Below are 14,021 nucleotides of genomic sequence, written 5' to 3' on the forward strand. Positions count from 1 at the left end.
GATGCGCTTAGCGTGAGAGCATGAGCAGCACCCAACTCGATGCGCGCACGCGGCGGCAGGTCTTTGCCGAGCTGGAAACGCGGACGTTCGACCTGGCGGTAATTGGAGGCGGGATCACCGGCGCCGGGATCGCACGCGATGCGGCGATGCGCGGTCTGTCGGTCGCGCTGGTCGAGGCGCGCGACTATGCGAGCGGGACGAGCAGCCGGTCGTCGAAGATGATCCACGGCGGGCTACGCTATCTTGGCCAGGGCGATATCGCGCTGGTCAAGGAAGCGGCGTCGGAGCGGCAAGTGCTGCGGCGGATCGCGCCGCACCTGACGCGGCTGACCCCCTTTCTGATCCCGACGACGAACATGGCGATGACCGCGAAGCTGCGGACGGGCCTCTGGACCTTCGAGAAACTGGGCGGGGTGCCCGAGGCCGAAAAGCATGAGGTGATCGGGCTCAAGGCGTTGCAACGGCGCGAGCCGTTGCTGCGCACCGACAGGCTGAGCGGCGCGGTGATCTATCCCGAATTCCTGACCGACGATGCCCGGCTGGTGCTCGCGAACATCCGCAGCGCGCAGGATGCAGGCGCGGTGGTGGTCAATCATGCGGCGGCGTCGGAACTGATCGAGGGCGGACTCGTCGCGACCTCGACGCTGGGCGACGGGCTGGGCGCCCGGATCAAGGCGAAGCTGGTGGTGAACGCGGCGGGCGCATGGGTCGACACGGTGCGGGGGCTCGAGACGGGCGAAGGCGATACCCGGCTGTCGCTGAGCCGCGGGATCCATCTGGTGCTGTCGCGCGCGCGGCTCCCGGTCCATTCGACGCTGATCATTCGCGCGCCTGACAAGCGCAGCATCTTCGTCGTGCCGCGCGGGGCGTTCACCTATATCGGGACGACCGATGTGTTCCACGAGCGGGCCGATTACTGGCCCGCCCCGACGCGCGACGACATCGACTATCTGCTGCGCGCGACCGAGGCGGCGCTGGCCATCGATCCGATCCGCGACGCCGAGATCGTCTCGCTCTGGTCGGGGGTGCGGCCGCTGATCGCGCAGCCGGGGAAGAAAGCGAACGAGGTGTCGCGCAAGGACGAAATCTGGACCTCGCCCACCGGGCTGGTGTCGATCGCGGGGGGCAAGCTCAGCGCCTATCGCGCGATGGCCGAACGCGTCGTCGATCTGGCGGTCGAGCGGTTGGGCGCCAGTGCGCAGCCCTGTTCGACCGCCGAGGCGCCGCTGCCCGGCGGGTCGCGCAGCCTCGGCGACAGCCTGAGCCGTCTTGACCCGCGCGCCGCCGAGCGGCTGACGGGGCTGTATGGCGATGAGGCGAACGAGATCGTGATCGCGGGCGGCGATGTCGCCGCCGAAGCCGCGCGCGCGGTGACGCACGAGGGCGCTGCCAGCCTTGAAGATTATTGGGTGCGGCGGGGCGCGCGGGCGTGGTTCGACGAGGATGCGGGGCTGGCCGCATTGGCGCCCGCCGCCGAGGCGATGGGCGCGCTACTCGGCTGGGACGACGCCATGAAGGCAGCGCAAATCGCGCATTGCTGCAAGATGAACGATGAGAGCCGCAGGCTTTTGGGAGAGTAAGATGAGTTCGATTGCCGAAGCCCTTGCCGCTGCGATCGGCGCCGACCGCGTCGCGACCGATGCCGATGCGGTGAATGCCCGCCGCTATGACCAGTGGGCAGTCAAGCATTTGCGCGACTGGCGCGGCGAAGCCGTGCCCGCGCCGGGGTGCGTCGTGCGGCCGCAGTCGGTGATGGACGTGCAGAAGGTCGTGAAGCTCGCCGCCGGGAAGCGCGTGCCGCTGATCCCCTATGGGCTCGGCAGTGGAGTCTGTGGCGGGATCGAGCCGACGCCGGATGCCATCCTGCTCGACATGAGTTCGATGAACAAGGTTCGCTATATCGACAGCGACGACCTGCTCGCGAGCTTCGATGCCGGGCTCAACGGCATGGAGGCCGAGGAAGCGGTCGCGGCGCACGGGCTGACGATCGGCCACTGGCCGCAGTCGATCGCGATCAGCAGCGTCGGCGGCTGGGTCGCGACGCGCGCGTCGGGGCAATTCTCGACCGCTTACGGCAATATCGAGGACATCATCCATTCGATCGAGGCGGTGCTGCCGAACGGCGAGCTGGTGACGCTGGGCAAGGCGGTGCGCGCCGCCGCCGGACCCGACCTCCGCCACCTGTTGATGGGCGCCGAAGGGACGATGGGGGTGATTACGGGCGTGACCTTCTCGCTGCGCGCCAAGGCGCCGCACCGCGACTACAGCATCTTCTACGCCGACGACATGCTCGCCGGCTTCGAGGCGCAGCGGCAGATCGTCCGCGCCGACTGGCGCCCGCCGGTGATGCGCCAATATGACGGGCGCGAGGTGCGGCGGCTGTTCCGCGATCATGAGCGGGACGGCAAGGCGATGCTGCTGATGGTCCATGAAGGACCGAAATCTCGCGTCGATGCCGAACTGGCGGCGATGCACGAGATTTGCGGCGCGGCCGGCCTCGAAGCGGGCGATCCGATGGCGGCGAAGCAGTGGATCGAAAAGCGCAACCATGTGCCGAGCTGGCGCGACATGTTCGAGGGCGGCTATGTCGCCGACACGGTCGAGATTTCGGGGCGCTGGAGCGAGATCGGCGCGATCTACGACGACAGCATCGCGGCGCTGAACGCGATCCCCGGCGTGATCAACGCGTCGGCGCACAGCAGCCATGTCTATCGATCGGGCATCAACCTCTATTTCAGCTTCGCCGCGACCTTCGAGGACAGCGCGAAGATGGAGCCCGCCTATTTCGCGGGATGGCGCGCGATCATGGAGGCGACCGCGAAGCATGGCGGCGGGGTGGCGCACCATCATGGCGCGGGGCGGCTGAGGAAGCCGTATCTGCATCATGATCTGGGCAACGGCGGTGTGGCATTGCTGCGGCGGGTGAAGACTTGTCTCGATCCGGACGGGATCATGAACCCGGGCAATCTGATACCCGATGCCTGACCATCGCGCTGAGCGAAACAGCCTGTGTGCCCCGGCGAAAGCCGGGGTCCAGCTTGACTGTGCCAGCGTTGGGTACGAGTGCCATGGGCCCCGGCTTTCGCCGGGGATCACGTAACGGATGGGCATGGAGGGAGGCCTCCTCCTTGCGCTCGACGCGGGGACCACCGGCGCGCGCGCGATGCTGGTCGATCCGGCAGGCGCAGTGCTGGGGGTGGACAAAAGGCCGATCGCCAGCCGCTTTCCCGGCCCCGGGCTGGTCGAGCAGGATGCCGCCGAGGTCTGGACCATCTGCCGCGCGGTGATCGACGGCGCGCTCGCTGCGGCGGGGCGCAGCATCGCCGACGTCGCGGCGATCGGGGTGACGACGCAGCGCGCGAGCATCGTGCTGTGGGATCGCGCCACCGGCGAGCCGGTCGCGCCGATGCTGGTGTGGAGCGATTTGCGCGGGATGGATGAATATAAAAGGCTCCGCGCGGCGGGGTTCGCCGGCTGGCCGCAGGTGCCGTCGGCAAAGCTGCCCGCGGCGATCGCGCTATCGGGGCGCAATCCCGCCGATCTGCAATGGGGGACGCTCGATAGCTGGCTGACCTACAAGCTCAGCGGCGCGCATGTCACCGACGCCTCGGCGGCATGGCTGACGGGCTATTATGATTATGCGAACGGCGCGGGATGGGATGCAGCGTTACTGAGGTACCAGCGGCTGCCCGCGACGATGTTTCCGGCGCAGGTCGAAAGCTGGGGCGCTATTGCGGAGAGCGACGCCGCAGTGCTTGGGGCACGGGTGCCCATCACCGCGCTGATCGCCGATCAGGAGGCCGCGATGGTCGCGCATGGCGCATTGGAGCGCGGCGACTGGAAGGCGACCTATGGCACGTCGGGGGTGCTGATGGCGGGGACCGGCGAGGTGCCCCAGACGATCCATAGCAGCATGCCCGCCGAGGCGTTGGCGTTCGCGGGCGGGAAGCCGCGCTTCTGTGTCGAGGGGATGGTGATCACCACCGGGTCGATGATCGAGTGGCTGTGCGGGGGGCTTGGGCTGTTTGCCTCGCCCGCGGCGCTCGAAGCGGCGGCGGCTTCGGTGGCCGACGCTGGAAAGGTTGTGGTGCGGCCGTCGCTCGCGGGCATGGGCGCGCCGCACGGCAAGTTCGAGGCGCGCGGGCTGATCGCGGGACTGAGCTTTGCCGACGGGCCAGCGCAAGTGGCGCGCGCGGCGTTGCAGGGCATCGCCTTCCGCTTTCGGGAGATTGCCGAGGTCATCACGGCGGCGCTGCCGGTCCCCGAAGCCCTGCCCGTCGCGGGCGGGCTGTCGGCGAGCGATACGCTGATGCAGTTGCAGGCCGATGCTTTGCAGCGGCCGGTGCGGCGGCATGCGGTTCGCGAGGCGAGCGCCTATGGCGCGGCGCTGGCCGCGGGGATGGGCGCCGGGTTGTTCGGGGAAAGCGATCTGAAGCGGTTGGCGCGATATGATGCCGAGTTTCTGCCGACGGTGTCGCGCGACGAGGGTGATGCGGCCTTTATGCGCTGGCGCGATGCGGTGGCGGTGTGAGAAACGCCCTTCCCTGTGCCCCTGCGAAGGCAGGGGTCCATCATCGAACCCATCTGCTATCTGCCGCCGGCTGCTTGGCAACGAAAGGGCCGGCGATGGGCCCCTGCCTTTGCAGGGGCGCGGAGTTAGTTACCCGTCACCTCGCGCCACAGACCGCGCACGATGTCGCGCATTCGCTGCGCCTCGTCCCAGCGGTTCGTCAGTTCGCTGCCGTCGGGCGCGGTGATCGCATAGGGCGGCGGGCCGAGCTCGCACATGAAGGTCAGCGCATCGCCCGCGCGCGCCTGTTCGAGCCACAGCTCGAAGCCGCGGCGCCACCAGGCGATATGCTGGTCGAGCCAGCCTTGGTGCTGCGGCGCATCGATCGCGACCTGCACCTGATGCGTCGTCGAAACGCGGCCGTGAAAATTATGACTGCCCTGCAGGATCGTTTCGATCGCGGCGAGCTGGTCGGGGCGAAGCGGCAGCTCCATCTCGCCCGCGACCGGATAGTGCGAAAGGTCGGCGGTGAGCGGCAGGCCGGGGCGTTCCTCGAGCAGGCGCAACGTGAAGAGCAGATCGTTGGTGAGGCGGCCGCGGTGGGTTTCGAACCAGACGGGGAGCGGCGCATCCTTCGCCGCGGCGACGAGGCTGTCGATCAGGTGCAGCGCGGCGCGGAAATCGGCGGTCGGGCCGGCGATCTGGACGTTGAGATGGTGCGCGCCGAGGCGTTTCGCCTCGCCGATCCAGTGGGTGAGCTGGGCGGCGTCGTGGACGAGCACCTGCCCTTCCCATGCCAGACCGAGCGGGTTCATCGCGCGCGCGACGCCGTCAGTGCGCACGGTGCGGGCGAGGTTGACGCCGACGCCGTCGAAGCCCGCGGCGACGACTTGCTCGAGCGCGTCGTCGAGGCGGTTTTCGATGTCAAAACCGGGGCATTTGTCGAGGCCCCAGACCGACTGGAGGACGAGCAATTCGGGCATGGACTTCCTTTTCAGACAACGCTGTCATATCGTGCCAGGGCCGGGAGTCAATTGCGTGTTGCCTAACCTCGTCATGCCGGACTTGATCCGGCATCCATTGGGACGTGACGAGGGCAGATCGACCCCGGATCAAGTCCGGGGTGACGAAGAAAAGAAGAAGAGTGAGAGGATGAGATGACCGCCGAAGTCCCCGCCCCGCCGGCCATCGCGCCGGCGTCGAAAGCATATCGCCGCTACGCGCTGAGCGTGCTGCTCGTCATCTATATCCTCAATTTCCTCGACCGGCAGATCGTCGCGATCCTCGCCGAACCGATCAAGCACGACCTCGGCCTCGCCGACTGGCAGCTGGGGGTGATGACCGGCCTCGCCTTCGCGCTGTTCTATACCGTACTCGGCATCCCGATCGCGCGCTATGCCGAGACGGGGCACCGGCCGCGGATCATCGCGGTGGCGGCGGGGCTGTGGAGCCTGTTCACGCTGGCGTGCGGCTATGCGCAGAATTTCGTGCAACTCGTCGCGTGCCGCGTCGGGGTGGGGATCGGCGAAGCGGGGTGCACGCCGCCCGCGCATTCGCTGATCACCGATTACACGCCGCGCGAGAAGCGCGCGTCGGCGCTCGCCTTCTACGCACTCGGGACACCGCTCGGCGGATTGCTGGGGCTCGCGCTCGGCGGGCTGATCGCCGATGCCTATGGCTGGCGAACAGCGTTTCTGTTTGCGGGACTGCCGGGGCTGTTGATGGCGCTGGTCGCGTGGACGACGCTGCGCGAGCCGCGGCGGCAGATGAATGTCGACCTGGCTGCGCTGAAGGCCGCGCGGCCCGACTTCAAGACCGCGATGGCGGAGCTCAAGGGCAAGCGGACCTTCTGGCTGATCGCCTTTGCTGCCGCGATCAAGGCGTTCATCGGCTATGGCGCCGCGGCGTTTCTGGCGCCCTTCTTCTTCCGCAACCATGCGGCCGAACTAACCGTGATCGCCGACGATTTCGGGCTCGGGCTGACGGGCTTTCTCGGCGTTGCGCTGGGGATCGTGCTCGGGCTGACCGGGGCGGTCGGGACGTGGATGGGCGGCTATCTCGCCGATAAATATGGCGCGCGCGACTTGCGTTTCTATGTCGCGATTCCCGCTGTTTCGACCTTGCTGGGCATTCCCTTTTATATCGCGGGCCTGCTTGCCGATTCAGCGGTGTTCGCGCTGATCATGTTCGCCTTTCCGCCGGTGCTGAACACGATGTGGTACGGGCCGGGCTATGCCGCGGTGCAGGGGCTGGTGCGACCGCAGACGCGGGCGACGGCGTCGGCGGTGCTGCTGTTCATCATCAACCTGATCGGGCTGGGTTTGGGGCCGCTGGGCGTCGGTGCGGTCAGCGATTTCATCAGCGGGCCGATGGGGCTAGGGTCGGCGGAGGGCGTACGCTGGTCGTTGATGATCTTCATCCTGTTCGGCGCGGTGGCGTCGGGACTGTTCTGGCTGGCGCGGAGTTCGATCCGCGAGGAGATGGTGAGTTGAGCATCGCGAGTATTGCCCTGCCCCGCATTTTTCGTATCGGCGGCGGCGCGTCGAAGGAGCTTCCCGACGTGTTGGCGACGCTGGGGCTGTCGCGACCGCTGATTGTGACGGACGGATATCTGGTGGGCAGCGGGCGTGTCGCCGAGCTGGTCGACGGGCTGGCGGCGGCGGGGATCGCTTCGCGCGTGTTTGCCGAGACGGTGCCCGACCCGACAGTGGCGTCAGTCGATGCGGGGGTCTCCTATCTGCGGGACGGCGATCATGATTGCGTCGTCGGTTTCGGCGGCGGCAGTCCGCTCGACAGCGCGAAAGCGATTGCGCTGCTCGGCCGGTTCGGCAAGGCGATGGCGGATTACAAGGCGCCGCATGTTCAGGACGCGCCGGGGCTGCCGGTGATCGCGATCCCGACGACGGCGGGTACGGGGTCGGAGGCGACGCGCTTCACGATCATCACCGACGAGGCGACCGACGAGAAGATGCTGTGCCCGGGGCTCGCCTATCTGCCCGTCGCGGCGCTCGTCGATTACGAACTGACCTTCACCAAGCCCAAAAGGCTGACCGCCGACACCGGCATCGATTCGCTGACACACGCGATCGAGGCCTATGTGTCGAAGCGCGCCAATCCGTTCAGCGACGGCATGGCGCTGCTCGCAATGCGCGCGATTGCGCCGAATTTGCGGCGCGTGTGCAGCGACCCGATGGACGCCGCGGCGCGCGAGGCGATGATGCTGGGCGCGACGCAGGCGGGGATCGCCTTTTCGAACAGCTCGGTCGCGCTGGTCCACGGGATGAGCCGGCCGATCGGCGGGCATTTCCATGTCCCGCACGGGCTGTCGAACGCGATGCTGCTGCCCGCGGTGACCGCCTGGTCGGCGCCCGCGGCGCTGCACCGCTATGGCGATTGCGCAAGGGCAATGGGGGTGGCGGACGAAGCCGAGGGCGACCAGTCGGCGGTGGCGCGGTTGCTCGATGAGCTGGCGGCGCTGAACCGCGAGCTCGAGGTGCCGGGGCCGGCGGCGTGGGGCATCGACGCGGCGCGCTGGGACGCGCTGGTCCCGACGATGTGCGCGCAGGCGGCGGCGTCGGGATCGCCCGCGAACAACCCGCGTGTGCCCGACGCGGAGGAGATGGCGATGCTGTATGCGCAGGTTTGGGCGGGTTAGTGGCCGCTTAGTCGGAAATTTTGAAGCTGTTGATCCGGGTTCCTGGCGGCAAATCCTTTACCTGCTCATGTATCTGCCCGGCTATGTGCAGTTTCACGACAAAGGACATTTTTTCAATATTTTCAACGTCCATTTGGCCGCCAAGGATCGGAGCTATCCTGTAGTCATAGCACTCTTCCGGCGAGAGGACCAATCCGCGACTTCGTGCAGCTAATACCATTCCACCGAACAACAGCTGATCGCGCTTCTCCACCTCCTGAAGGTCAGCAGTGAAGGCGGACAGGCTGGGCGCGATGGCGACAATTCGACCCTCAATTGTGTCCAGATAGAGAATCTCTTGGCTGTCGGTCTGAAAGAAAGTCTCGCCAAACGCCGAGACAGCAACCACAGTCAGACCCTCAAGGCCAATCCACGTCCAGCCTTCCAGCGCGCGAACCACATCTATCGGCTTCGGCCTGATAAAAAGAAAATCAAGTTCTGGAGCACCGCCAATGCTGATCAGAGAGACCTTAATTTCTGGCTCCGCATCGGCAGTTGGTGGCGCCTGTTCAGCAGGCCGTTTCCCAAAGAGTCGTTTGAACATTTCATTCTCCCCAAGAGGAGGGCGTAGTTTCCAAAGTCGAGCTTCGCAATCGCCGGGAGAAGGGGCAAGCCGCTCCGTTCACCCGCCCGCAATCCGTTTCCTGCTTAGGCGCGCTCGCCCCGTCTCCCTCTCTCCTACGTCTCAACGAGGAGGCGGGGCATCCTTCACGCCATCGTCATCCCGGACCTGATCCGGGACCCATGACGTCGCGGGCGGTGCTTGCCTTCGTGGACCCCGGATCAAGTCCGGGGTGACGGAGTTTGGTTGCCGCGCATCACCACTTATCCGTGTCCCCGCGAAGGCGGGGATCCATCTTGCGCCGGATCCATCTTGCGCCGACCGGAGATGGGCCCCCGCCTTCGCGGGGGCACGCAGCTTTATTCGGCCAGGTCAGACCTCCAGCGGCCCGTGCGTCATCCTTGGGAGCACATGGCGCGCGAACAAATCGGCCTCCGCCGCGTGCGGATAGCCCGAGAGGATGAACGCCTCGATGCCCATGTCCTGATAGCGGTTCAGCTTCGCGAGCACCTGGTCGGGGTCGCCGACGATCGCGGCGCCGCAGCCCGAGCGGGCGCGGCCGACGCCGGTCCAGAGATTGTCCTCGACATAGCCATCGTCGGAGGCGGCTTCGCGCAAGGCGACCTGCGCGTTGACGCCGAACGACTGCGAATCGAGCGACTTGGCCTTGATCTCGGCGCCCTTCGCGGCGTCGAGTTTAGAGAGCAGGCGGTCGGCGGCGGCGCGCGCTTCGCCTTCGGTGTCGCGCACGATCATGTGGGCGCGGTAGCCGAACTTTAGGGTGCGGCCGTAAACGGCGGCGCGCTGGGTCATGTCGGCGATGATCTCCTTCACCACCTCCTCGCGGTCGGGCCACATCAGGAAGACGTCGCAGCCCTTCGCGGCGGCGTCGCGCGCGGCCGGAGACAGGCCACCGAAATAGAGCGGCGGCGCCTTGCCCGACACGGTGCCAACGCGCGCCGGGGCGAGCTGCAGCTTCCAGAACTCGCCGTCATGGTCGAGCGCTTCGCCATTGAGCAGGGTCTTCAGGATATGCATGGCCTCGACCGTGCGGCGGTAGCGCGGTTCGGAGTCCATCGTCTCGCCCGGCATGTCCGACGAGATGATGTTGACGGTCAGCCGGCCGCCGAGAATCTGGTCGATCGTCGCGATCTGGCGCGCGAGCTGCGGCGGCCAGCTTTCGCCGATGCGAACCGCCATCAAGAGGCGGATGCGCTTCACCATCGTCGCGATCGCCGCGGCGAAAGCGGTGGTGTCGATGCCGAGCGCATAACCCGACGGCAGCAGGATATTGTCGAAGCCCTGGGCATCGGCCTGCATCACGATATCACGGCAATGCTCCCAGCTCGACTTGAGCATCGGGTCGGGAACGCCGAGGAATTCATAGTCGTCGTCGCAGAGCGCCGAAAACCAGCTGACTTCGCAACTGCGGTCGGTCATGGCAGATTCTCCCCCATCGATGTTTGCAGCACCGCGTACCATTCGGCGCGCGTCCAGCGCGGCGCGAAGGCCTGCGGAATTTCCCTGATCCGGTCCGGATTTTGCGTGCCGACGATCGGGATCGGGCGCGCGGGATGCGCCATCACCCAGCTGTAGGTCGCGGCGGCGCGCGAGACGCCGTACTCGGCGGCCTTCGCATCGAGCAGTCCGGCGACTGCGCGCGTGCGCTCGTCGGCCGGATCGCCGAGCCGGCCGCCACCGAGCGGCGACCAGGCAAGGAAGCTCATGCCCTCGGCCATCGACTGGTCGAAAATGCCGTCGAAGAGCGGGTTCAGGTGGAGCGGCGAAAATTCGCTCTGATGGCTGACCACCGGAACGGGCAGGAATTTGGCGAGCGCCGCGGTTTGCGACGGCGTGAAGTTCGACACGCCGATCGCGCCGATCTTGCCCGCGCGATGCGCTTCCTCGAGAGTCCGCGCGATTTCCTGCGGGTGGGTGAGCAGGTCCGGGCGGTGGATCTGCCACAGCTCGACATGGTCGGTGCGCAGGCGTTTCAGCGAGATGTCGATCGCCGAGGTCAGATAGGCGGCGCTGCTGTCGTAGGGGACGCCGAGGATGATCCCGCCCTTGGTCGCGAGCACCATTTTTTCACGCAGGTCGGGGGCTTCGGCGAAGACTTCGCCGAGCAGCGCCTCGGCCGAACCGAAACCGCCGGGGGTGTCGCAGCCGTAGATGTCGGCGGTGTCGAACAAAGTGACGCCGGCCTCGAACGCGGCGTCGATGCGCGCGCGGGCAGTCGAAACATCGACGCCGGCGAAACGCCACATGCCCCAGGCGATGGGGGAGACTTCATGACCGGCGAGGGTCACGTCGGCAGGAGCGGGAAGATAGTCTGACATCGCTGTCATATACTCCATAAGTCAGGTCGAGGGAAGCGGGTTTCGTATGCGGTTTTGCGGTTCGTTAAATTTCGCCCTTCGTGTTCCCCGGCGAAAGCCGGGGTCCATTCAGCGGCAGGAGATGGGCCCCGGCTTTCGCCGGGGAACATAAAATATGCGCCAGCATTCCGATCAATGCGCCAGCACCTGCACCTCGCCATCCTCCTCGTCGACCGCGACGATGCGCGGCAGGATCAGGTGGATGGCAGCGAGCGCGACAAGATAGGTGACAGCGCAGACGAGCATCATCGGCAGATACCCCCTGCCCGTATCGAGCGACCAGCCGGCGAACTCGATCATCGCCATGCCCGAGAGATTGCCCGCAAAAGCACCGATGCCGATCGCCGAGCCGACGATCCGCGCGGGGAAGACGTCGGTGGTGAGCCCGAAGAGATTGGTCGAGAAACCCTGATGCGCGAAGAGCGCGAGGCCGAGGATCATCGCCGCGACCCACGCGCTGTCGACGCCGACGAGCAAGGGCACCGGCAGGATGAGCAACGCGTAGATGAGCATCGTCGTCTTGCGCGCGGCGTTCACGCTCCAGCCGCGGCGGCCCATCAGGTACGACGGCAGATAGCCGCCGGTGATGCCGCCGAGCGCGGCCATGAAATAGACGAAGGCGACGGGCAAGCCCAGCGTGCCCTGCGTCAGGCCGAAGACGCGGTGGAACAGGTCGGGCATGAAAAAGAGCAGGAACCACCAGACCTGGTCGGTGAGCGCCTTCCCCAGGATCACCGCCCATTGGCGGCGGTCGCGGAGCAGGCTGGCCCACGCGATCTTCGGCGCGGCGGCGTCGCGCGCGGCGTTCGGCTGTTCGGGAATGCGCACCATCAGCCAGACGACGACCCAGACGAGCCCGAGCCCGCCCGCGATCAGGAAGGTCGCCTGCCAGCCCCACATCATCGCCATCAGCGGGATGAGCAAAGGCGTGAGGATCGCACCGACATTGGGGGCGATGCCGCCGAGGCCGAGGACGAAGCTGCGCTCCTTCGCGTTGAAATAGGTGGCGGCGGTCTTCACCGCGGCGGGGGTGCCGATCGATTCGGCGGCGCCGAGCACGGCGCGCGAGGTGACGAAGCCCGCGACGGTCGAAGCGAAGGCGTGCGCCATGCCCGCGAGGCTCCACACGCCGACCCCGATCGCGAAGCCGCGGCGCAGGCCGACCTTGTCGATGAACCAGCCGGTGCCGAGAAAGGCGAGCGCGGCGGCGAACTGGAACGCCGATGCCATGTGGCTGTAATCGCGGTCGGTCCAGTCGAATTCGGCCTGCAAGGTCGGCTTCAGCAGCGCGAGGATCTGGCGGTCGACATAGTTGAGGACGATCGCGACGAAGACGAGCCCCACCACGAGCCAGCGGCGTTTGTCGGCGATTTGCGCCAAGATCGTCTCTCCCCGAATCTGTTTGGCCGATGAGATAACGTTGTCATAGCCGGATTGATAGCCGGTTTCTTTCGATGGTGGCGGGAATGGGGTGGGGAGTGGACGATATGGTCCTCCTCATCGACTTGCGATGGGGAGGTGGCAGCCCGAAGGGCTGACGGAGGGGCCGAGCGCGCAGCGCTCGCTAACGCCCGCCGCCCCTCCACCACCGCTTCGCGGAGTGCTGGGTCGTCCAGTCCCCCGGACTGGACTTGGATTGCCGGGGGCAATCCAACCCTGCACTCCCCCTCCCCATCGCAAGTCGATGGGGAGGATCTTATGGCAGCAACCGGCCGTTTTCAGGCCTTCGTCATCCCGGACTTGATCCGGGATCCATTGGCCGCGGCGCTGCCGTCGATCCGCGCACGATCAGCTTGTGCGGCAACTGCCGGCGCTCGATCGTCTCGCCGAATTCGAGCAGCAGGTCGGCGGCGGCGTAGCCCAAGTCGCGGATCGGCTGGTGGATCGTCGTCAGCGCCGGCCAGACGACCTGCGCGAGGTCGGTGTCGTCGAAGCCCGCGACCGACAGCTGGTCGGGCACGGCCACACCCAAACGATGCGCGGCGGCGAGGACACCAGCCGCCATATCGTCGCTACTCGCGAAGATCGCGGTCGGCGGCTCGTCGAGCGCGAGCAGCGCCTCGGCCGCCGCGGCGCCCGACTGGAAATCGAACTGGCCGGGAAAGACGAGCGACGCGTCGAAGCCGATGCCCGCGCGCTGGAGCGCCTGCCGGTAGCCGGTCAGCCGCTGGCCGCTGGCGAAATAGTTGGCGTGCCCGGTGACGAGCCCGATGCGCCGATGGCCGAGCGAGATGAGATAGGCGGTCATGTCGTCGGCCGCCTGCACATTGTCGATGTAAACCGCCGAGGTCGCAGTGAGGTCGGTGCCCGGCTGGACGCGGACGACGGGGATCTTGCGCCGGAATAGCTCGGCGAGCGCGGTGCCGACGTCGGTGACCGGCGGGGTCATGATGATACCGTCGAGCTGCGCCTGATCGATCAGCGCGCCGATATCGTCGACGAGGCCGGGCGAGTTGATGTCGCACGGCTGGACGATCATGCGAAAATCGGCCTCGCGGCACCGTTGCCCGACCCCGGCCTGCATGTTGAAGATATAATAGGGGCTGGGGTTGTCGTGGATCAGCCCGATCTGGAACGAACGCCGCCCCGCGAGCGTGCGCGCGGCGAGGCTGGGATGGTAGTTGAGCCGTGCGACCGCCTCCTCGACCTTTTGCCGCATGTCGTCGCTGACATAGCGTTCCTTGTTGAGGACGCGCGACACCGTCTTGATCGACACCCCCGCGACGCGCGAGACATCCTTGATCGTCGCCCGGGTCATCCGCGCAAACGCTCCGTCCCCGGCTGGCAAGTCCCTGTCACGGCCGCGCATCTCCCCGTCCCGCCGATTGACCATCGCTGTCTGCTTTGGCGCGTCGCGCCGCGCACCGCAAGAGAAGC

The 14,021-nt window shown here is 66.9% G+C and carries 11 protein-coding genes; 5 read left to right on the forward strand and 6 right to left on the reverse strand.

The window, feature by feature from the left end; all coding sequences use genetic code 11:
- The first annotated feature begins 20 nt into the window (after positions 1-20).
- The 3 genes from QOL68_RS15345 (at position 21) to QOL68_RS15355 (ending at position 4,531) form a co-directional block, all read left to right on the forward strand.
- Positions 21-1,580 carry a glycerol-3-phosphate dehydrogenase/oxidase gene (locus QOL68_RS15345; protein WP_282949964.1) on the forward strand — a complete coding sequence of 520 codons (1,560 nt, stop codon included), beginning with the start codon at positions 21-23 and terminating at the stop codon, positions 1,578-1,580.
- Position 1,581: 1 nt separating this feature from the next.
- Positions 1,582-2,985, forward strand: coding sequence for an FAD-binding oxidoreductase (locus tag QOL68_RS15350; RefSeq protein WP_282949963.1), 1,404 nt, complete (start codon positions 1,582-1,584; stop codon positions 2,983-2,985).
- 124 nt (positions 2,986-3,109) lie between these two features.
- Positions 3,110-4,531: an FGGY family carbohydrate kinase gene (locus tag QOL68_RS15355; RefSeq protein ID WP_282949962.1), complete on the forward strand. Its 1,422-nt coding sequence runs from the start codon at positions 3,110-3,112 to the stop codon at positions 4,529-4,531.
- Positions 4,532-4,656: 125 nt separating this feature from the next.
- Here the strand turns inward: QOL68_RS15355 and QOL68_RS15360 are convergent, their stop codons facing one another.
- Positions 4,657-5,493, reverse strand: a complete 837-nt coding sequence (locus tag QOL68_RS15360; RefSeq protein ID WP_282949961.1) for an IolE/MocC family protein — start codon at positions 5,491-5,493, stop codon at positions 4,657-4,659.
- A gap of 174 nt (positions 5,494-5,667) precedes the next feature.
- Here QOL68_RS15360 and QOL68_RS15365 point away from each other — a divergent pair, with 174 nt between their 5' ends.
- On the forward strand, positions 5,668-7,002 hold the full coding sequence (locus QOL68_RS15365; RefSeq protein WP_282949960.1) for a spinster family MFS transporter: 1,335 nt from the start codon (positions 5,668-5,670) through the stop codon (positions 7,000-7,002).
- The gene (locus QOL68_RS15370; protein ID WP_282949959.1) at positions 6,999-8,165 is read left to right on the forward strand and encodes an iron-containing alcohol dehydrogenase; all 1,167 of its coding nucleotides are present in this window, start codon (positions 6,999-7,001) and stop codon (positions 8,163-8,165) included. The genes QOL68_RS15365 and QOL68_RS15370 overlap by 4 nt, the downstream gene beginning before the upstream one ends.
- A 7-nt stretch (positions 8,166-8,172) precedes the next feature.
- Here QOL68_RS15370 and QOL68_RS15375 read toward each other — a convergent pair whose 3' ends face one another.
- The 5 genes from QOL68_RS15375 to QOL68_RS15395 form a co-directional block, all read right to left on the reverse strand.
- Complete coding sequence (locus QOL68_RS15375) at positions 8,173-8,748, reverse strand: T6SS immunity protein Tdi1 domain-containing protein (protein ID WP_058456923.1); 576 nt, start codon at positions 8,746-8,748, stop codon at positions 8,173-8,175.
- Between the two features lie 390 nt (positions 8,749-9,138).
- Complete coding sequence (locus QOL68_RS15380; RefSeq protein WP_282949958.1) at positions 9,139-10,206, reverse strand: LLM class flavin-dependent oxidoreductase; 1,068 nt, start codon at positions 10,204-10,206, stop codon at positions 9,139-9,141.
- Complete coding sequence (locus tag QOL68_RS15385) at positions 10,203-11,105, reverse strand: aldo/keto reductase (protein ID WP_282949957.1); 903 nt, start codon at positions 11,103-11,105, stop codon at positions 10,203-10,205. The genes QOL68_RS15380 and QOL68_RS15385 overlap by 4 nt, the downstream gene beginning before the upstream one ends.
- A gap of 171 nt (positions 11,106-11,276) precedes the next feature.
- The gene (locus QOL68_RS15390) at positions 11,277-12,524 is read right to left on the reverse strand and encodes an MFS transporter (RefSeq protein ID WP_282949956.1); all 1,248 of its coding nucleotides are present in this window, start codon (positions 12,522-12,524) and stop codon (positions 11,277-11,279) included.
- A 349-nt stretch (positions 12,525-12,873) separates the two neighbouring features.
- On the reverse strand, positions 12,874-13,902 hold the full coding sequence (locus QOL68_RS15395; RefSeq protein ID WP_282949955.1) for a LacI family DNA-binding transcriptional regulator: 1,029 nt from the start codon (positions 13,900-13,902) through the stop codon (positions 12,874-12,876).
- Positions 13,903-14,021 lie beyond the last annotated feature (119 nt).

Source organism: Sphingopyxis sp. Geo25, from assembly GCF_949769135.1.
Taxonomy (GTDB): Bacteria; Pseudomonadota; Alphaproteobacteria; order Sphingomonadales; family Sphingomonadaceae; genus Sphingopyxis.